The following is a 19,374-nucleotide window of genomic DNA, read 5'->3' as shown; positions in this document are numbered from 1 at the left end:
CCTATTCCCAATAGATCACCTGCTTCACCCAGTCCATGAACGTCTCCAAAAGGTTCGGGTCGTCCATCATGCCGCGTGACGCACGCCAGTCCCGCGGGTTTTCGAAGTGCCCTGCCCAGAGCCCCCGCCGTTCCCGCCGGGCGGCAACCTGTTCCTCGGCATAGCGGCCGGAGGCAAGCGCCAGCCCCTGCCGCACCAGCGCGGCGTTGATATTCGACGCGCCCGCATGGCAGCGCACCAGAAGCCGGCGATAGCGGTCGCGCTCGCGCCCGAGGCATTCCGTTCCCGGTTCGGCAACGAGCCGGGCCAGAAGCCGCCTCGCCTCCTCTCCGCACGCCCAGGTCGTGCCGCGGTCGTCCTCGCAGGTCTGGTGAAGTTCCGGCGCGTCGAGGCCCTGCAGCCGCAGGCGTTCGCGGCCCACCGAAAGCGTATCGCCGTCGATCGCATAAAATGGGCCTCGAACCACGCTGTCGGCCGCCTCGTCCAGCTTCGCAACGATCAGCACCAGAAGGATGAAGAAGCAGGCGAGCACCACTCCATCGCGAAGAAACCTGAATATGCGCGCCACAATCCGGCCTTATTGGAAAACGGAAACTTCAGAGAAATGGCAAACAAAACCTTTCCCGGCAGGATTCTCTTAAGGATTTGCCCCTAGTCTCTCAAGCACCCGGGTAAGCAGTTCAGCAGCCATGAGTAACGGCGTCAGCACCTCGACCGACAAGATCATCGTGGATCGATCGCGCAGCCATCGCAACAAGGCTGTGTCGAAAGCCGTACGCGCCACTCGGGAACGCCTCCAGTCCAGCGCCAAGGGCAACCAGATCTTCGACCGCGACATGCTCGCCATGCATGTCAACGCGGTGCTGCAGAGCGCATCCATCATGCCGCTCTTCATCGTTCTGGTGACTGCAATCGGCGTATACTTCAATCCGGATGCCGGTCTTTTCGCGTGGGCGCTCCTGATGCTGAGCGTTCATGCCATCAACGTGCTTCTGGCGCGGCGCGCGAGCCGCAAGGAAATCTCTGCGATCGAGACTAGGAAATGGCGCCACAGGCTGCTTGCCGCGCAGGTGTTGATCGGTTTCGGCTGGGCGCTTTTTTCGTTTCAGAGCTGCAACACCTGCTCCGGCGACAGCTATTATTTCTACAAGGGGGCTGTTCTTCTCTTCGCGATCTCGATCACGGCGATGAGCGGCTTCATGTTGCGGCTCGGCGTGCTGTTCGGCTTCCTGCCGATGATCGCGGCCCTGCTTGCCACTGCCGTTCTTTCGCGGCACGTGCTCGATATCGGCCTGACCGCCATATGCGCCGTCGCTGTCGTCTTCTTCCATTACATCGCCGACCGGCTCTATCGCTCCAATCTTACGCTGATGTCCTACCAGTCGGAGAAAGACGACTTGATCGCCGAGCTCGAAGTGGCAAAGTCGATGTCGGACGAGGCGCGCAGGCGCGCCGAAGAGGCGAACCTCGCCAAATCCCGCTTCCTCGCCTCCATGTCGCATGAGTTGCGCACGCCGCTCAACGCCATCCTCGGTTTTTCGGAGGTGATGAATTCGGAAGTCCTCGGCCCGCTCGCCAATCCAACCTACAAGGAATATGCCGGCGACATCCACCGCTCCGGCCAGCATCTCCTGAACCTGATCAACGAGATCCTCGATCTTTCGCGCATCGAAGCCGGCCGTTACGAGTTGAGCGAGGAGGCGCTTTCGCTTCTGGAGATTGCCGAGGACTGCATCGGCATGGTGCAGCTTCGCGCCCGCGCCAAGAACATCACCATCCGCGAGCAGTTCGAGCAGCAGTTGCCGCAGGTCTGGGCCGATGAGAAGGCCCTGCGCCAGGTGCTCTTGAACCTGCTCTCGAACGCGGTCAAGTTCACGCCGCAGGGGGGCGAGGTCACCGTCAAGGTCGGCTGGACAGCCGGCGGCGGCCAGTATGTGGCGATCAAGGACAATGGGCCCGGCATTCCGGAGGACGAGATCCCGGTCGTTCTCTCGGCCTTCGGCCAAGGTTCGATCACGATCAAGAGCGCAGAACAGGGCACCGGTCTCGGCCTGCCGATCGTTCAGGCGATCCTCGCCAAGCACGATGGCCAGTTCATCCTGCGCTCGAAGCTTCGCGAAGGGACCGAAGCGATCGCCATCCTGCCCGCGACCCGCGTGTTGCAGAGCGTCCCCGCCGTCGCCGATGCCACCACGGTCGAGCGCCGCCGCCGGAGCTTTGCGTAGGGTTGCTAACGAGCTCGGCCCTTTTGCATGTGCACCGATTGGTGCATAATGTATGACAAAACTTCTCAACCGTGCCATCGAAGCAGCCAAGGAACTCCCCGCCGAAATGCAGGACGAGATTGCTGGCATTCTTCTCAGGTTCATGGGCGAAGACGAGCCGTCTACCAGCTCACGCCAGAGGAAGAGGCCCTGGCCGAAGTCGAGCGCGGCGAAATCGCGACGGAAGAAGAAGTCCGCGCCATGTGGACGAAGTACCGGCTGTGAAGCTTCACTACACGGCCAGAGCTAAAATCAATAGTCTCGATCAACCCCACACGCTCCGTAACACCACATAAAGCGCAAAAAGCCCGTTGGCGCAGAGCAGGCAGAACACCGCGAAGGAACCCAAATCCTTCGCGTGCCGGCCGACAGTGGAGATTTCCGGCGAGATGCGGTCGACCAGTTCCTCGACCGCCGTATTGAGCGATTCGACGCCGAACAGCACCAGCATCAGGATGAGATAAACGAGATAGTCGGTCAGCGTGGCGCCGACGATCGCGAAAAGCACGAGACCGGCGATGAAGGCGATCACCTCATGGCGGAAGGCCTCCTCGCGCCAGAGCCGTCTCAGGCCCTGCATCGAATAGCGCGTCGCCGCGATCAGCCGGCGGATGCCGCTCGCCCTTTCGATATCGCTGTCGAGCGGCGTCTTTTCCATGAGGCTCAGTTGCCCTTGTTGCTGACGCCGGCCTGCTCGAAGGTCGCCATGCCGGAATGGCAGGCTGCGGCGGCTTTGACGATGCCCGCGGCCAGCGCCGCGCCCGTCCCCTCACCGAGCCGCATGCCGAGCGCCAGAAGCGGCGTCTTGCCGAGTTTCTCGATTGCTCTCAGATGCCCCGGTTCGCCGGAGACATGGCCGATCAGGCAATGATCGAGCGCGGAGGGATTGGCGGCCTTGAGGATCGACGCCGCCGCTGTCACCACATAACCGTCGAGCAGCACAGGAATCTTCTCGACGCGGGCGGCTAGGATTGCGCCGGCGATCGCTGCGATTTCGCGGCCGCCCAGCCGCCGCAGCACTTCCAGAGGATCCGAGAGATGATCCTTGTGAAGCTCGACGGCCTGTTTCACTACGGCGATCTTGCGTTCCAGAAGCTCCCCATGCGAACCGGTGCCGGGACCGACCCAGTCCTCCGCCTCGCCGCCATAGAGCGCAAGGTTGATCGCGGCGGCGATCGTCGTGTTGCCGATGCCCATCTCGCCGATGCAGAGAAGATCGGTGCCGCCGGCGATCGCCTCCATGCCGAAAGCCATGGTCGCCGCGCAATCGCGCTCGGAAAGTGCGGCTTCGGTGGCGATGTCACCGGTCGGGTAGTCGAGCGCAAGATCGAAGATCTTCAGGCCGAGATCGTAGGTCACACAGATCTGGTTGATCGCCGCGCCACCGGCCGCGAAATTCTCGACCATCTGCTGTGTCACCGACGAGGGATAGGGCGTAATTCCGTGTTTCGTCACGCCGTGATTGCCGGCGAAGATCGCCACCAGCGGCCGGTTGACTGCCGGTGCTCTTCCCGTCCAGGCTGCGAGCCAGAAGGCAATCTCCTCCAGCCGTCCGAGCGAACCCGGCGGCTTCGTGAGCTGTCCGTCGCGCTCGCGGGCGGCCGCCAACACCCGCGCATCCGGTCCCGGAAGGTTGGCCAGCAAGGTACGGAAGTCATCGAAAGGAAGGCCGGTCACGCTCATCTGCAGTCTCTCTCGTCTTTAAGCCGGGCTGCTTGTCTTTCCCGGCAAATCGCGCTTCTGTGCGCTTCTCATAGTCGGGGACTCATGGAGGGACAACTGCCAAACGCAAGTGAATTCGTCGCAGACCTCGCCCGGTCCGTGGGTTTTTTAAGCCGCCTGCCGGTGCCGGACCGTTTTTTCCGCGGCCACGACGGCTCGATTTCTCGCGCCGTGCGTGCCTTTCCGGTCGCTGGCCTCGTCATCGCGGCGCTTCCCGCGCTCACCCTTTTGTCCCTGGCGTCAGGTGATGCTCTGCTCGCTGCGCTGATCGCGCTTGCGCTCCTGACCTTGATGACCGGCGCGCTGCACGAGGATGGACTGGCCGATACTGCCGACGGGCTCGGCGGCGGGCGCGATAGGGAGCATGCGCTTGCGATCATGAAGGACAGCCGCACCGGTGCTTATGGTGTCGTGGCGCTGATCTTCTCCTTCGGGCTGCGGGCCGCGGCGCTTGCCGCCCTTGCCCGCCATGAACCCGCAACCGCCACCCTGGCCTTGCTTGCCGCAGCCGCCGTCAGCCGCGCCGTCATGGTCGCCCATTGGCAGACGCTTCCGCCCGCTCGCGAGAATGGCGTCGCGGCCGGCGCGGGCCTGCCGGAGGAGAGCGCCCGCAACCTCGCGCTCTTCATCGGCGGTGTCGTGGCGCTTCTCTTGCTGGTGCCAGCGCTGGGCCTGCCCAAAACGCTCCTGGCGCTGATCGTGGCAGCGCTTGCAGCATTCGGTTTCACCCGTCTTGTCCGCAGGAAGCTTGGCGGTCACACGGGTGACACGATCGGCGCCACGCAACAGTTCTCCGAAATCGCCATGCTGGCCACCCTTGCTCTCGTCATCTGAACCCACGATATAGAACGTCATGATATCGCCCTGCATCCTCGTCTGCTCCATCGACATGAAGACCGGCTATTGTTTCGGATGCGGGCGCACGCGCGACGAGATCGCCGCCTGGATGGACTATACCGATATGGAGCGCCGTACGCTGATGGAGGTCCTGCCCGCCCGCCTTGAGACCATCGAACGCAGGCCGCGGCGGGAAACTCGGCGCCGGCGTCTCGTCCGGGAGCGGGATAGCGCATGAATCCGCTCACGATCGCCCTGTTGGTTATCGGCGCCGGCCTGGCGCTCCTCATTTTCAACCACGATACCGGCCAGACGTTCGGCATAGCCAACGAGGACTTCGGCCGGATCATCTATCTCCTGCCGATCGCCGGCCTGCTCTCGGTCGGCATCCTTGCCGGCCGGCGCGGCGACATGGGACAGGTGCTGCGCAACATCGCGATCTGGCTGCTGATCGTGCTCGGCCTGGTCGTAGCCTATCTCTACCGCGATGACGCGCGCAGCGTCGGCGCACGCATGGTCGCGGGCCTTTTGCCCGGCACTGCCGTGGTCGTGACGACCAGCGAGGGCCGCGACGAGGTCATCATTCACAAAACGAATGCCGGCCATTTCCAGACCAATGTCCGCGTCGAAGGCCAGGTCCTGCCGATGCTGGTCGATACCGGCGCGAGCACGGTCGTGCTCTCCTATGACGACGCACGCGCCATTGGCCTCGATCCCGAGAATCTTGCCTACACGGTCAGCGTGATGACGGCCAACGGCCGGGCGTTGGCGGCTCCTGTGCGGCTCGACGAGATCGCCATCGGCCCGATCGTGCGAAACAATATCCGGGCGATGGTGGCCGAAGACGGGCGCCTCCACGAAAGCCTGCTCGGCATGAGCTTCCTCTCCACCCTTGGTTCGCTGCAGATGCAGACGGACGAGCTCAGGCTGAGGGACTGAGATCAGCCGAAATCCTGCGCCGCCTCGCCGTCACCCTTCCTGCGGAACTGACTGGGCGGTGCGCCGATGATGCGTTTGAAGGCGCGGCTGAAGGATGCCTCCGCATCATAGCCCAGCCGGTCGGCGACGACGGATACCCGCATCCCGTCCTTCAGCCATTGCCGCGCCTGGTGCATGCGCACCCGCGCCACGTAGCGTGCCGGCGTCTCGCCCACAACCTTCAGGAAACGTTCGGCAAAACCGGATCGCGAAACGCCCATGATCCGGGCGAGCGCGGCGACGCTCCAGTCCCGTTCCGGCTGCAAGTGAATGGCGGCAAGCACCCGGCCGACCTCGGGATTGCGCACTGCGGCGATCCAGCCGGTCGTGTCGCCGCAGCCGTGCTCCACCCAGGTGCGGATCAGCGTGGCGGTCAGCACATCGGCGAGCCGGGCCAGAATGCCGCCGGCGCCGACCCGATCCATCTCCACCTCGCGCGCCATGGCATCGAGAAGATGCGGAATGGCCGGCTCGTTCTTTGCAAGCGCGCTGGTCAGCATCGCCTCCGGCATCATCTGCAGAAGCGGATGCAGTTTGTCGAGGTTGAAGCGCATGGAGGCGGTAAACGCCAGCGTACCGCCCGGCGCATCCGCGCATTGCACGTCGAAGACGCCCTGGCACACTTCCTTGCGGCCGAAACGCTCGAAAGGCGTCGGCGTCACACTTTGCGCGCTTGCCAGTACGTGCGCATTGCCGCGCGGCACAAGCACCGCATCGCCCGCCTGCAGCGGCAGCCATTCGCCGCACGGCGTCAGAAGCCAGCAGCTGCCGCAGCCGATGAAGTGGAACCGCGCCGCCTCCTGCGCGGGAAAGGAAGTCGCCCACGGCTCGGCGAGCCGGCAGCGCCCGTATTCGACGCCGTCGAGCCTAAGCCCGCGCAGCATCTCGCTCAGCGGGTCGGTGGGATATTCCGGCTCTTCTTTGGACGAACGGTCAAGCATATCGGATTTTCTAGCATGGAAACAACAGGCCGTCACGCCCATTTTGAAAGTGGTTCTCCCAAAACCGCTTCGAAAAGGAAATTTTCATGACCGATCAGAAAGTTCACAACCGCGCCGCTCCCGGGCGCGGGGCGTGGTCCGCGATCGCTTCGCTCGCGCTCGGCAGTTTCAGCCTCGTCACGGCGGAATTCCTGCCCGCCAGCCTTTTGCCGCCGATTGCGGCCGACCTCTCGATCAGCCCCGGCCTTGCCGGGCAGACAGTGACCGCGACCGCCGTGATCGCCGCCTTCGCGGGTCCCGGCATCGTCGTCGGCACACGCAGAATGGACCGGCGACTCGTGCTGCTCGGGCTTTCAGCCCTGCTCGTCGTTTCCAGCGTGATCGCAGCAACCGCCGGCGGCTTCGCGCCGCTGCTTCTTGCCCGCCTGCTTCTCGGCGTCGCGCTCGGCGGCTTCTGGGCATTGTCGGCGGCCTTCGCCATGCGGCTGGTGCCGGAAGATCACCTGCCCCGCGCCATGTCGATCGTCATGGCCGGCGTTTCGGTCGCAACGGTCTGTGCGGCGCCTGTCGGCGCATGGATCGGCGCTACCCTCGGCTGGCGCTTCGCCTTCTTCCTGACGGCAGGCCTCGGCCTCATCGCCTTCGTCATCCAGGCGCTCACCGTGCCGGCCCTGCCACCTGCCGGCCATGCGGGTTTCTCCACGATGGTCCGGCTGCTCGGCCGTCCGGCGCTGCGCCGCGTGTTCCTGGTCATCATACTCGCCGTCGCCGGCCATTTCGCCGGCTTCACCTTCATCCGCAGCTATCTGGAAGACGTGATCCATCTCGACGTTACGACGGTCTCGCTGGTCCTGCTCGGTTTCGGCATCGCCGGTTTCTTCGGCAACCTCATCGGCGGGGCGATTGCAGGCCGCACCAGCAGCGGTGCCCTCGCCCTGGCGGCGGGCGTCATCGCGCTTGCCGCGGCGGTCATGGTGGGCGCTGCCACGATACCGGCGCTGGCGATCGGCGCGGTCGTCTTCTGGGGCCTCGGCTTCGGAGGCCTGCCGGTCAGCGCCCAGAGCCGGATCACCCGCATCGCCTCCGACGAGGTGGAAAGCGCCGGCGCGCTGATGCTGACCACTTTCCAGATCGCCATTTCCACGGGTGCGATCGCGGGCGGCCTGCTGATCGACGGACAGGGACCGCTGGGCGTCATCGGCTTTGCCGGCATCGCAGCCGCCCTCGGCGCCTGGGTCATGCTTGCCGGCGGCGCACGGCAACCCGCCGAAGCGAAGGCCAACGGCTGAGGCCAAGTATGGCGCCGGACAATCCGCCTGCTCCGCCCCAATCTTGTTGAGCATGCCACCGGCTGCGGTCAGCTCCGCAGCCGGTATCCCGTCTTGAAGATCCAGCCGAGCACCGAAAGACAGATCGCCAGGAACAATCCGATCATGCCGAGGCTGATCAGCGGGTTGACGTCGGCGATCTCATAGAAACTCCAGCGGAAGCCCGAGACGAGGTAGAGGACCGGATTGAAATGGCTGACCGCCTGCCAGAATGGCGGCAGCATGTCGATCGAATAGAAGCTTCCACCCAGAAAGGTCAGCGGCGGGACGACCAGCATCGGCACGATGTTGAGCTGTTCGAAATTCTTCGCCCAGATACCGATGATGAAACCGAACAGGCTGAAAGTCACCGCCGTCAGCACCAGGAAGACGACCATCATGACCGGATGGGCGATCGAGATTTCGACGAAGAAGGAGGCGGTGGCCAATATGATCAGGCCGATGATCAGCCCCTTGGTCGCCGCCGCACCCACATAGCCGACCAGGATTTCCGTCATCGCCACCGGCGCCGACAGGATCTCGTAGATCGTGCCGGTGAACTTCGGGAAATAGATGCCGATCGAGCCGTTGCCGATGCATTGCGTCAGAAGCGTCAGCATGATCAGCCCCGGCGTGATGAAGGAGCCGTAGGAAACGCCCTCGATCGTCTGGATGCGTGAGCCGATAGCCGTGCCGAAGACGATGAAATAGAGCGAGGTGGTAATGACCGGCGAGATGACGCTCTGCAGAAGCGTGCGCTGCATGCGGGCCATTTCGAACGTGTAGATCGACTTGATCGCTTCGAAATTCATGCCTTCTCTCCCACCAATGCGACGAAAATGTCCTCAAGCGAGCTCTGCCGTGTGGAAAGATCGCGGAAATGGATGTCCTCGGCGGCGAGCGTCGCCAGAAGCGAGGCGATACTGCCCTGCCCTTCCTCGCCCTGGTATTCGTGGACGAGCGCGGTGCCGTCATCCGCAAGCGTCAGGTTGTAGAGTGCCAGGCTGTCCGGCAGCGCCGTCAGCGGCTCGGAGAGCTCGAGCCTGAGCTGCTTGCGGCCGAGCTTCTGCATCAGCGCCCTCTTCTCCTCGACCAGCAACAGCCTGCCGCCGTTTATGACGCCCACCCGGTCAGCGATCTCCTCCGCTTCCTCGATATAGTGCGTCGTGAGGATGATGGTGACGCCGTTTTCGCGCAGCCTCTCCACCACCTGCCACATCTCGCGGCGCAGATTGACGTCGACGCCGGCCGTCGGCTCGTCGAGAAAGAGGATTTTCGGCTCATGCGCCAGTGCCTTGGCGATCAGCACACGACGCTTCATGCCGCCCGAAAGCTCGCGCAGAGTGTTGTCCTTCTTTTCCCAGAGCGACAGGTCCTTCAAAATACTTTCGATCAGGGCCGGATCCGGCTTCTTGCCGTGCACGCCGCGGGAAAAGCTCACGGTGTTCCAGACCGTCTCGAACATGTCGGTCGTCAGTTCCTGCGGCACGAGCCCGATCAGCGCCCGCGTCGCGCGGAAATCCTTCACCACGTCATGACCGGCCACCATCACCTTGCCGGAACCGGGATTGACCAAGCCGCAGATAATCGAGATCAGAGTCGTCTTGCCGGCGCCGTTCGGTCCGAGCAGAGCCAGAATCTCGCCCTCCTCGATGTCGAGATCGATGCCTTTCAGGGCCTCGAACCCGTTGCCGTAGGTCTTGGTGAGTCTGTCTATGGAAACGATAGGTGCCATTTGGAAACGGGTCTTTGCGGAATCGATTTTCGGAATCTGCCGCGAATATAGGTATCGAGGCCTGTGAAACTATCCCCGCTGGAAGAATATTGCGTTCGCTTTTTGTGACCAATCGCGTCAGATCAGGATCGTCAGGAAGAACTGCAGCGAGATGACGATGAGAAAGATGCCGAAACCGGCTTCGAGCTGGCGCTTCGACATGGCATGTGCGAGCCGGGCGCCGATCGGTGCCATGTAGAGCGTGATCGGGATCAGCAGCAGAACCGCCAGCCAGTTGATGTAACCGGTGGAAAACGGCGGCAGGCCGGGAACGCCCCAGCCGCCCCAGACATAGCCCGCAAGACCCGGCAGCGAGATCAGCACGCCGACGCCGGAGGATGTCGCGACCGCCTGGTGGATCGAACGGCCATAGAGCGTCATGAAGGTATTGTTCAGCACACCGCCGCCGATACCCATCAGGCCCGAGAGCACGCCGATGCCCGTTCCCACCATGAATTTCAGCGGATTGCCGGGCAGGTCGTCGCCGAGTTTCCAGCTCGCGCGGTTGAAGATCATCCGGAAGGCGAGCGCCAGCGCGATTACCGCGAAGATCAGACGCAGCTCGACGCTGGAGGCCTTGGCGGCGATCACGGTGGCGATCAGCGTGCCGAGCGGCACGGCAACGATCCAGCCCCTAAGCAGCGCGGTATCAACCGATCCTCTCTGCCTGTGCGCCATGAAGGAACGGATCGACGTCGGCACGATGATCGCCAGCGACGTGCCGAGCGCGAGCTGCATGCGCACGTCCTCGGCAATGCCGAGCAGTCCGAAGACATGGAAGAAGATCGGCACCAGGATGGCGCCGCCGCCGATGCCGAACATGCCGGCCAGCAATCCGGCAACCATGCCGCCGGCGACAAGCGCCAGGATGAAGGGAAGAATCTCAGCGGCGAAATGCAATCTGCTCTCCACTTCGACACCGGGTCTGAAGAAGGAGAATTCATCCACTACCGCTGTCATTTTTCCGTGACGTTCATACAGCATTGTTCCCGCCAGGCAAGCAACGGTCCCGCCTCTACGCCGCACGTAACCTTCGCGCGACCGTCATCACCAAAGCGTTTCAGCTTCTCTTATTTCCGCTTGCCTCGCATGGACTGCTTTTGAGTATGAGTTTCTCGTTTCGGAGGCCCTGGCTTCTCCCCGCGAGCCCCGCCCCCGCCCTCGCCGGCCACAGCGCCGGCTTTCTTTTTTTCAAATCGGGCATCATATGCATGAAAACGGCCAACCCGTTCCGTCGCTGGGATGATGAACCTTCGTCAAAGCCTAACTGTAGCGGAGAGCCATGCCCTTTAGAGTAAAGGTATGCGCCTTTTTTGCCATTGCCGCATGACGCGCTTTTTGTTTTCCTTTCTGGTGAGGCATGTGTCGTCCCTCGCCCCGCCTATCCCAACGACGATGCAGCTTCAGCGGCCGGGTCCCCTGCCCGGCCGCCTCGCGTTGATGCGGGGAGCGGCGGGCATTCGGCGACCAGCCGCTATTACCGTCGCGTTCCAGGCTGCGCATGTTTCCAGGCCATTTCCAGCGCATCACGAAGATCGGCCCGGTCGAGCTTCGACAGGATGCCCGTCGTCCAACCCTGCCGTCCCCAGGCATTCTGAACAGGCGAGAACGCTTCCGGAAGCATCATGCACTTGAACTGCTGCTCGTCGGGCGTGAACTTGAAATTCGCCGTCAGACCGTCGGCGGCAAGTGTCACGTAGGTGCGCCTGACCTTGAAGGCCGCACGGTCGAAATGCGGCGCTTCGACGGTTCCCTCTAGGGAAAGGGCCAGGCTGCGCAGCATGTCACCTGTCACCATCGCTGGACCTCAATCGCAGTAACGCCTGCCACTCTTGCGCGAGCGAAGGTCGAAGTGGAAATGGTTCCAGTGTTCCGCATTGCTGCCGGGACCGAGAACCGTGCTGAAATACTTGCAGCTGTCGTTGCGCACCGATTTCAGGAGCCCGCCCTCACGGAAGGAGAAAAGCCCCTTCTTGCGCACATCGATTTCGTGGCCGTTCTTCAACACGATCCGGCCGATATCGATCGCATTGCCGCGCGCATGTTCCGACATCGGATTGTAGCGCTGGCGGCTGTTATTCATGCGGCGGCAGGAATAGCCGCCCATCGGCACGATCCTGCGGACCCCGGTGAGATAGCGGGTGCGCGCCGAAACGGCGAGTTCGTTCTTGACCCATTTGGCGAAAGCGAGCGTCGTCTGGCAGTTGAGCGTAACGGCCGGTTTGACGTCGATATTGCCCGACAGGCCGGAAAGCTTGACCGGATAATCGATGCCACAGCTCGGACCTTGGGAAATGCGCGGCCGGTCCTCGAACTCCACGCCGAGGCGGCGCAGTTCGGCGCGGCAGCTTGCTTCCGACCGGGGCATGGCGCCCCTGAGCGAGGGCTGTTCACGCTCGCTCATCGGGCCGTCGTCACTCATCGGCCCTCTGTTGTGCGCCGGATTGTCCGGACGGATCATCGCCACCTGCTGCGCGCCGGCAGCGGGCGCGCGGCCTGGCGGGATGACGCGCGATCCGTCACTCCAGGTCATGCCCTGGCCGGCCATGCTTCCGTTCGTCAGGTCCCCCTGCAGGCCGGCGCCCTGGCGCTTCGGCGGAACGATCACACGATCGCCATCACCGGACATCGGCTGGCGGCGCGGCTGCAATGCGACGGGATTGTCGGTGCCGATGCCGTCGACCACAGGCTGGTCGCCGACACCTTCGGCGATATCGCTGTCTTCTTCCTCGGCAAGACCGGTAACGTCGCTCTCGTCGGGACCGAAACCGAATTCGGCATCCATGTTGACGCCCTCTTCGGGGATGACCGTCGGCCCGGCGCCTGCTGTAGTCTGCCCCGACGACATCTGCTGCATCGCCTCGTCGCTGTCGATCATCGGCAGGCGGCCCTGACGCGCGGCGACAGGGGCAGTCCCGCTGAGCGGCGCGGACTGCACCGATCCCGGCGCCCTCAGATACTGTCCGGCATGACCGGCTGTGTCGGTCCCTGCAGGATTCACGGTATTCATGTAATCTACGGCGCTCGCCTGCGAAACGGGCGCGGGGCCGACCGGATAGGCCTGTTGAGAAACGGGCTCGCGCGGCAGGGAGCGCATCGGTTCGATCGCGCCGACGCGCGTGCCATTATCGATCGGCGCAGGCGGAACGAGGTCCACCGCGGAACAGGCAACCAGCATTGTCGAAATCATCAGCGAGGTTACCGCCCGCCGAGAAAGGGAAGCATACGCCATACCAGTTGCCACTCTTCCGGTGCCGAAATGGCACACACGGAAAGTTTAGGCAAAGCCGGTAAACGAAAGCTTGAGGAAACAAGGCCATTTCGGGGCGTTACGAGCCTCTGACCCCAGGTTTTCCGGCTTGGGAACCGCTGACACCGCCGATACGGCAATGTCGATCAATGCGGCACGCCCGGCAAACCGGCGAGGATGACGGATCCGTGCGAATGAGGACGGGAGCGTCCGATAGACAAGCCGCCGGACTTGTGAAATCCGGCGGCTTTTTCCTGATGGGCGTCGATCGTTACGCGGCGCGCGAACGCGACGGAGCGCCGTACCCCGTCTGCCTGCCGCTGCCGGCGAGCTGGAACGCCGAAAGCAGGGCCTGCAGGTGCAGGCTTTGTTCGGCGAGCGTCTGGCTTGCCGCCGTGGTTTCCTCCACCATCGCCGCATTCTGCTGGGTCATCTGGTCCATCTGGTTGACTGACTGGTTGATTTCCTGAAGACCCGTCGCCTGCTCGCGGGCGGCGATGGCGATCGTTTCCACATGCGCATTGACCCGCTCGACCAGCGTGGCGATCTCCACCAGCGCGTCGCCGGTGGAACGCACCAGCGTGACGCCGCCTTCGACCTCACGGGCAGAATTGCCAATCAGCGCCTTGATCTCCTTCGCGGCATTGGCGGAGCGTTGCGCCAGCTCGCGTACCTCCTGCGCCACGACCGCAAAGCCCCGGCCCGCCTCGCCGGCCCGCGCCGCCTCGACGCCGGCATTCAGCGCCAGCAGGTTGGTCTGGAAGGCGATCTCGTCGATCACCGAGATGATCTGGCCGATGCGGTTGGACGATTCCTCGATACGGCCCATGGCGTCGATCGCATTGCGGACGATCTCGCCCGAGCGACTGGCGCTGTCCTTGGTTTCGTTCACCATGGCGCGCGCCTCGTGCGCCCGCTCCGATGCGGTGCGGACGGTGGCGGTGATCTCGTCGAGCGCGGCAGCCGTCTCTTCAAGGGAGGCCGCCTGCTGTTCGGTGCGCTTGGAAAGGTTGTTCGTCGCGCCGGAGATGTCGGCGGCGCTGTCGCGGACCACGAGGCCCGTTTCGGCGATCGCCTCGACCGCCCGATGCAGCGAGCCGACGGCCGCGTTGAAATCGTCGCGCAGCTTGGCATAATCCTCGCCGATATCGCCGAGCGAGACGGAAAGGTCGCCGCCGGCGAGCGCCTCCAGCGCCAGCCCCAGTTCGCCCATGGCCCGGGTTTGGCGTTCGGCAGCGGCGGCCATCGTCCGTTCGTTGCCGGTGCGCTCGTCCGCAAGCGCGCGCGCCTGATCGGCCTCGCGGGCCTGCAAGGCGTCGCGTTCCTCGACCGAATCCCGCAGCACGGCCACCGCGCGGGCCATATCGCCGATCTCGTTCTTCTCGTCGGTGCAGGGGACGGCGCCGCCCGTCTCGCCCGCGGCGATCGACTGCAGCACCTGATTGACCTTGCCGATCGGCCCCGTGACGGTTCTGACCACGAAGGCCGCCCCGCCGACCAGCACCAGCGCGCCGATGCCGAAGATCGAGGCGAAGTTGATCAGGTTACGCCGGAACATGGCATGCAGGTCGTCCACATAGACGCCGGTGCCGATGATCCAGCCCCAGGGCGCGAAGCCGGCCACATGCGAATATTTCTCGACCGGTTCCTCGAAGCCCGGCTTCGGCCAGTAGTAGTCTACGAAACCCTTGCCCTTGGCCTTCACGACATCGGCGAATTCCACGAACAGGAACTTGCCGTTGGGGTCCTTATCATTGGAGAGATCCTTGCCGTTCATCTCCGGCTTGATCGGGTGCATGACCATCCGCGGGGTCATGTCGTTGATCCAGAAATACCCGGTCCCGTCGCCGTAGCGCATGACGGAAATGGTCGCCTTTGCCTCGGTCTGCGCCTCATCACGGGTCATGGCGCCCGAGGCTTCGAGCGCCTGGTATTTCTTCAGCACCGTCAGTGCGGCGTCATTCATCTGCGCGAGGCCCGCCTTGCGCTCCACCTCGGACGACCGGTAGCTCTGGAACAGGCTGAAGGTCATTGCGCCGCCGAGAATGATGAGCGACAGAAGCACAAGACAATAAAGCCGCCAGGAAATTGTAAGACGTTTCATGACCCCCTCCATTTGAAATTCGTCAAACTCTAACCGTGGATAGTTACCAGGTAGTGAAACGGTCACTCATCGCGCGTCGCGCGAATTAGAGGCGTCTAATTCCTTGATCGAACGACTGTTTCGGCAGCCGAGGCATGAAATTCCGACATGAAAGCATGACGAGAACGGCATGGGCTTTTTCAGTCTTTGGCTCTAATTTCCCGTTGGGAGGGGAATCGATTCCCGGATGCAAAGGAACCATGCGATGACCGACGAGACCAGGCCGACCGGTGAACTGACGCTGCGCACCCTCGCCATGCCCACGGATGCCAATCCCGCCGGCGACATCTTCGGCGGCTGGGTCATGGCGCAGATGGACCTTGCGAGCGGCATCCGCGCCGCCGAGCGCGCCCGCGGCCGCGTGGTCACCGCAGCGGTCAAGGAAATGGCCTTCCAACTGCCGGTGAAGATCGGCGATACGCTCAACGTCTATACGGAGATCACCCGCGTCGGGCGCACGTCGATCACGCTCTCGGTGGAAGCCTGGGCGCACCGAGCCCGCCACCGGATGCTGGAAAAGGTCACGGCCGCGACCTTCATCATGGTGGCGCTGGACGAGGACGGCAAACCGACGCCGGTTCCAGCAGAGGAGTAAGACCTGTGGAAGCCGTGACCAGTGCCGAAGCTTTTACCCATATCCGCATCGTCATGGGCATGGTGGTCAGCCTCGGCCTTGCGCGGCTGCTCAATGGCCTTGCCGGCATCGTCCAGCATCCGCAGTCGGTCCGCATTTACGCCGTCCATCTCGGCTGGGTGGCGTTCATGTTCCTCTTCCTCGTGCATTTCTGGTGGTGGGAACACCGGCTGCACGCCGTGCCGGTCATCAGTTTTGTCGCCTTCCTGTTCCTGATCGTCTTTTGTGCGCAGTTCTTCTTCCTCTGCGCCCTGCTCTTCCCGACCTCGATGCAGGACTACGATGGCTACGAGCACTATTTCCTGTCGCGGAAGACGTGGTTCTTCGGCTTTCTCGCCGGACTGCTGGTCACCGATATCGTCGATACGGCGTTGAAGGGCCGGGACTATTTCCTGTCGCTCGGCATGGAATATCCGGTGCGCACCGCGCTTTATATCGCGCTCAGTCTCATCGCCGCGGTGACCACGAACCGGCGCTACCATGTGGCGCTGGTGATCTTCGCGCTCGCCTATCAGTTCTACTGGATCTTCCGCATCTATGACTTCATCACATAGACGCTTCAGTCCCGATCATCCTTTGAGATAAACCGACGATTCGTCGAAGGTAAGCCCCGGAAAGACCTTCGCGGTGAGGTTGCCCGGCTTGATGCCGAACTGCCTGTAGAGAATGGCGGCGGCGACCTCGCGCACATCGCCGGTCGGCATCAGGTCGCGCTGCTCGAGCAGTTTGTCGTCGGCTAGCCCCGGCCATTGCCCCAGCACCTTGCCGCCGGAGATGGCGCCGCCGGCGACAATCGCAAGCCCGCCGGTTCCGTGGTCGGTGCCGTTGGTGCCGTTCTCACGCGCCGTGCGGCCGAATTCCGTCATTGCCAGCACGACCGTCTTCTTCCAGTTCTCGTCGCCCAGCGCCTCCTTCAGAGTGGTGAACGCGGTCGAAAGATCGCCGACGGCCTTCTTGAATTGCGTCCGCTGGCCTACATGCGTATCCCAGCCGTTGATCGAGAAGTTGGCGATCCGGTATTCCTCGCGCAGCATGCCGCCGGCAAGCCGTGCCATGTCGGCGATGCCCGCGCCGCGCCTGGCGTCGCCATAGAGGGAATCTGCCGCCACGTCCGTCATCTTCGCTTCCTGCATCGCCTTCGCGAAGGTTTCGTCGCCGGCATAGAGCCGGTCCAGAAAGGCGATCTCGTCTTCGGCGAGCGCGAAATTGCTCTGGCTCGACCAGGAATCCGCCTCGTTCGGGCCCGTCAGGATCAGTTCCATCGACGTATTGATATCGATCGCCTTGCGGGAGGCCGAACGCGGAATGACCGCTAGCGTCCGGTTCAGCCAGCCGGTACGCTCGCTCTTGTCGTTGCCGCCGGTCTCCAGCATGTCCTGCCCGTCGAAATGGCTGCGCTGGTTGCGATAGGGGGTCGAGACGGCATGCACGAAGCACAGTTCCCCCGCCTGCCAGAGCGGCATCAGCGCGGAGGCGGCGGGGTTGAGGCCGAAGAAACCGTCGAGATCGAGAAGGCCGGTATCCGGCGTCAGCCCCAGCTTGGGCCGCAGCGCCGCATAGGCCGGGTCGGCGTAAGGCTGCACGAGATCGAGCCCGTCCATGGCGCCGCGCAGGATGATCGTCACGAATCGATTGTCCCCCGGCATGGCGGCAAAAGTTACGGGGGTCAAAACCGGTGCGGCTGCTGCGCAGCAGGCCCCGGCTAAAAAACCACGGCGCGATAACAGGATGCTTTCTGGAAAGGTCATCGTTATCTCCTGTTGAATTCGGGGGATGCGAGCACCATGGTGATGCCGTGCACCTTGCTGGGCGCCTGCGAAATGATCTGCCGTGTCTCCGGGCGGGCGGCGTCGCCGAGCGCCGCCTCCAGGAATTCCGAGGGCTCCATCTTCTGCCCGAAGATGCGGGCGATCAGGCGCGACCAGGCAATCCGCTCGCTGAGTTGGCCCGGAGCCAGCCAGACCCGCGCCTCGTCGGCGAAACCGGCCGGGCTCGGCGGCCGCCAGATCGGCTCTCCCATGCGCTGCAGAGCGCCAAGCGTGATAGCATTGGCCCGCCCCGCCCTGCGTCTTGCATTCTCCCGGGCCGCAGCGCCGCCGGCCATTTCCATGGCCTTGCCGATGGGGCTTTCGTCCTCATTATCCATGTCGCTGATGAGGGTTGCGAAGCTTTTCTCCGGCAGGTCGAGCGCGCGAAAACCAGAAACCACGAATTCGAAGGGCCTCTTGATCTTCTGCCCGGGATCCGACCAGGCGCGCGGATGTTGCAGCATGGCGCGATAGACGTCCGAAAGATTGCCCTGGCTCTTCGTCCAGGCGTCCACCATCGTCTGGATGACCTCGTCCGGTGGATCGTCCGCGATGAAATGACGGACGAGCTTGCGCGAGACATGCTGGGCAGTCTTGGGATTGGCTGCGAGATCCTCCAGCATCAGGATGTGATCCTGACCGTCGCCTTCGTCATCCTGATATGTTCGGCCTAGAAGGCTGATTGGCCCGGCCTCCGCCAGGCGCGGCCGGTAGACCACTTCGAGAGCCCGGTTATCGACCGCAAGACCGGTCAGGACGAGGGCTGCGGCGCGCACGTCGTCCTGCGTGTAGCCGCTGCCGGCACCGAGTGTATGGAGTTCCAGGAGTTCGCGGCCGAGGTTCTCGTTCAGTCCGCGACCGCTTCTGCGTGCAGCAATCGAATCCGGCGCGACACTCTGGTTCTGGTCGAGATAGATCAGCATGGCCGGATGCAGGATTGCAGCCTGAAGCAGCTTTGAAAAAGGCCCGCCGAGATTCGGCCGTATCGCCTGCGCTTCGTAAAGCGGAACGATCGCCCGCATGGGCAACGTTTTCAGCACGCTGGTCGAAAAATGATCGACCCAGAAGCTCGCCAGCCTTTCATAAAAACCCGCCGGAGAATGCAATGCCTGCGCGATACGCGCCATGGCATCCTGACGATAGATGCGCTGCGCTTCGCGCTGCACTTCCTTGCGGATATCCTCGTTCGGCTTGCCGGCCTGCCGCGCCTTCGCTTCGGCAGCGAGCACGGCCTGGATACGGGTAGCGGTTTCGACCCGTCCGGTCAGCCCTTCGCGCGGGAAGCGAGGCTTTTCCGACACCCCTTTGTCGATTTGCGCGAGCAACGCATCAGCGTCGCCCGACACGTCTTCGCCCGGGCGAAGGCCATAGCCAAAACGGATTGCGGCCAAGGTCGGGGGTGAAAGAGCCATTCGATCATTCCTCGTTGGACCCCTGGTGCGGCGGAATTGAAGTTCGTTCCGCGCCCGCTGCAAGGCATGCCGAACTTCGAATCAGGACACTAGGGCCTGCGGACAGTTGGAGACCGGAGCGCATAGGTGAAAAATCGTTCACTTCAAGGAAGCAGGGGCTATGGAAGGGCTGCTCCCTTGCAAGCCTCCGCGACGCGGAAATGGGCGATTTTCACCGTATTCTTCCAGGGCGCACGCGAAACCCGGCTGTTCATAGGCCCTTCAGGGTCGACGACAATTGTGGTGGAAACGGTTGCAAATTATG

General features: G+C 63.2%; 19 protein-coding genes. 7 read left to right on the top strand and 12 right to left on the bottom strand.

Annotation, left to right across the window (positions count from 1 at the left end; all coding sequences use genetic code 11):
• Nucleotide 1 precedes the first annotated feature (1 nt).
• A complete protein-coding gene (locus J2046_RS21060; RefSeq protein ID WP_210055267.1) occupies nucleotides 2–568 on the bottom strand; it encodes a thermonuclease family protein in 567 nt (188 codons plus the stop codon).
• A 121-nt stretch (nucleotides 569–689) separates the two neighbouring features.
• Between J2046_RS21060 and J2046_RS21055 the strand changes: the two genes are divergently transcribed.
• Nucleotides 690–2,225 carry a sensor histidine kinase gene (locus J2046_RS21055; protein ID WP_210055265.1) on the top strand — a complete coding sequence of 512 codons (1,536 nt, stop codon included), beginning with the start codon at nucleotides 690–692 and terminating at the stop codon, nucleotides 2,223–2,225.
• 304 nt (nucleotides 2,226–2,529) lie between these two features.
• Here the strand turns inward: J2046_RS21055 and J2046_RS21050 are convergent, their stop codons facing one another.
• Both J2046_RS21050 and cobT read right to left on the bottom strand, forming a co-directional pair.
• The gene (locus tag J2046_RS21050; RefSeq protein WP_210055263.1) at nucleotides 2,530–2,922 is read right to left on the bottom strand and encodes a diacylglycerol kinase; all 393 of its coding nucleotides are present in this window, start codon (nucleotides 2,920–2,922) and stop codon (nucleotides 2,530–2,532) included.
• A gap of 5 nt (nucleotides 2,923–2,927) precedes the next feature.
• The gene (gene cobT / locus J2046_RS21045) at nucleotides 2,928–3,947 is read right to left on the bottom strand and encodes a nicotinate-nucleotide--dimethylbenzimidazole phosphoribosyltransferase (protein WP_210055261.1); all 1,020 of its coding nucleotides are present in this window, start codon (nucleotides 3,945–3,947) and stop codon (nucleotides 2,928–2,930) included.
• Nucleotides 3,948–4,031: 84 nt separating this feature from the next.
• On the opposite strand from cobT, the gene J2046_RS21040 reads away from it, so the two are divergent.
• From J2046_RS21040 to J2046_RS21030, 3 genes are read left to right on the top strand one after another with little or no spacing between them, the layout of a single operon-like run.
• Nucleotides 4,032–4,820 (top strand): adenosylcobinamide-GDP ribazoletransferase, encoded by a 789-nt coding sequence (locus tag J2046_RS21040; RefSeq protein WP_210055259.1) that lies wholly within the window; start codon nucleotides 4,032–4,034, stop codon nucleotides 4,818–4,820.
• A 19-nt stretch (nucleotides 4,821–4,839) separates the two neighbouring features.
• The gene (locus J2046_RS21035) at nucleotides 4,840–5,061 is read left to right on the top strand and encodes a DUF1289 domain-containing protein (protein ID WP_210055257.1); all 222 of its coding nucleotides are present in this window, start codon (nucleotides 4,840–4,842) and stop codon (nucleotides 5,059–5,061) included.
• Entirely contained in the window at nucleotides 5,058–5,762 is a 705-nt protein-coding gene (locus J2046_RS21030; protein ID WP_210055255.1) for a TIGR02281 family clan AA aspartic protease, read from the top strand. The genes J2046_RS21035 and J2046_RS21030 overlap by 4 nt, the downstream gene beginning before the upstream one ends.
• A gap of 2 nt (nucleotides 5,763–5,764) precedes the next feature.
• On the opposite strand, the gene J2046_RS21025 is transcribed toward J2046_RS21030, so the two are convergent.
• Nucleotides 5,765–6,742, bottom strand: coding sequence for an AraC family transcriptional regulator (locus tag J2046_RS21025; RefSeq protein WP_210055253.1), 978 nt, complete (start codon nucleotides 6,740–6,742; stop codon nucleotides 5,765–5,767).
• A gap of 86 nt (nucleotides 6,743–6,828) precedes the next feature.
• Between J2046_RS21025 and J2046_RS21020 the strand changes: the two genes are divergently transcribed.
• A complete protein-coding gene (locus J2046_RS21020) occupies nucleotides 6,829–8,031 on the top strand; it encodes an MFS transporter (protein WP_210055251.1) in 1,203 nt (400 codons plus the stop codon).
• Between the two features lie 68 nt (nucleotides 8,032–8,099).
• Here J2046_RS21020 and J2046_RS21015 read toward each other — a convergent pair whose 3' ends face one another.
• The 6 genes from J2046_RS21015 to J2046_RS20990 form a co-directional block, all read right to left on the bottom strand.
• Nucleotides 8,100–8,861, bottom strand: coding sequence for an ABC transporter permease (locus J2046_RS21015; RefSeq protein WP_210055248.1), 762 nt, complete (start codon nucleotides 8,859–8,861; stop codon nucleotides 8,100–8,102).
• Nucleotides 8,858–9,784, bottom strand: a complete 927-nt coding sequence (locus tag J2046_RS21010; protein WP_210055246.1) for an ABC transporter ATP-binding protein — start codon at nucleotides 9,782–9,784, stop codon at nucleotides 8,858–8,860. The genes J2046_RS21015 and J2046_RS21010 overlap by 4 nt, the downstream gene beginning before the upstream one ends.
• A 117-nt stretch (nucleotides 9,785–9,901) precedes the next feature.
• Complete coding sequence (locus J2046_RS21005; protein WP_411828531.1) at nucleotides 9,902–10,783, bottom strand: sulfite exporter TauE/SafE family protein; 882 nt, start codon at nucleotides 10,781–10,783, stop codon at nucleotides 9,902–9,904.
• Nucleotides 10,784–11,300: 517 nt separating this feature from the next.
• Nucleotides 11,301–11,606, bottom strand: a complete 306-nt coding sequence (locus J2046_RS21000; RefSeq protein ID WP_233470184.1) for an MmcQ/YjbR family DNA-binding protein — start codon at nucleotides 11,604–11,606, stop codon at nucleotides 11,301–11,303.
• A gap of 24 nt (nucleotides 11,607–11,630) precedes the next feature.
• Complete coding sequence (locus J2046_RS20995; protein WP_210055242.1) at nucleotides 11,631–13,055, bottom strand: extensin-like domain-containing protein; 1,425 nt, start codon at nucleotides 13,053–13,055, stop codon at nucleotides 11,631–11,633.
• A 289-nt stretch (nucleotides 13,056–13,344) separates the two neighbouring features.
• Nucleotides 13,345–15,177 (bottom strand): methyl-accepting chemotaxis protein, encoded by a 1,833-nt coding sequence (locus tag J2046_RS20990; RefSeq protein ID WP_210055240.1) that lies wholly within the window; start codon nucleotides 15,175–15,177, stop codon nucleotides 13,345–13,347.
• 244 nt (nucleotides 15,178–15,421) lie between these two features.
• Between J2046_RS20990 and J2046_RS20985 the strand changes: the two genes are divergently transcribed.
• Nucleotides 15,422–15,811: an acyl-CoA thioesterase gene (locus J2046_RS20985; RefSeq protein WP_210055238.1), complete on the top strand. Its 390-nt coding sequence runs from the start codon at nucleotides 15,422–15,424 to the stop codon at nucleotides 15,809–15,811.
• 5 nt (nucleotides 15,812–15,816) lie between these two features.
• Entirely contained in the window at nucleotides 15,817–16,404 is a 588-nt protein-coding gene (locus tag J2046_RS20980) for a hypothetical protein (RefSeq protein ID WP_210055236.1), read from the top strand.
• A 15-nt stretch (nucleotides 16,405–16,419) separates the two neighbouring features.
• On the opposite strand, the gene J2046_RS20975 is transcribed toward J2046_RS20980, so the two are convergent.
• Together J2046_RS20975 and J2046_RS20970 are read right to left on the bottom strand one after the other, a co-directional pair.
• Nucleotides 16,420–17,598 (bottom strand): DUF1501 domain-containing protein, encoded by a 1,179-nt coding sequence (locus tag J2046_RS20975; protein WP_210055234.1) that lies wholly within the window; start codon nucleotides 17,596–17,598, stop codon nucleotides 16,420–16,422.
• A gap of 2 nt (nucleotides 17,599–17,600) precedes the next feature.
• On the bottom strand, nucleotides 17,601–19,070 hold the full coding sequence (locus tag J2046_RS20970; RefSeq protein WP_210055231.1) for a DUF1800 domain-containing protein: 1,470 nt from the start codon (nucleotides 19,068–19,070) through the stop codon (nucleotides 17,601–17,603).
• Between the last annotated feature and the right edge of the window lie 304 nt (nucleotides 19,071–19,374).

Origin of the sequence: Neorhizobium petrolearium (genome assembly GCF_017873175.1) — a bacterium.
Classification (GTDB): domain Bacteria; phylum Pseudomonadota; class Alphaproteobacteria; order Rhizobiales; family Rhizobiaceae; genus Neorhizobium; species Neorhizobium petrolearium.
The sequence above is the reverse complement of the archived record's forward strand: the minus strand, read 5'-3'. Positions and strand labels throughout refer to the sequence as shown.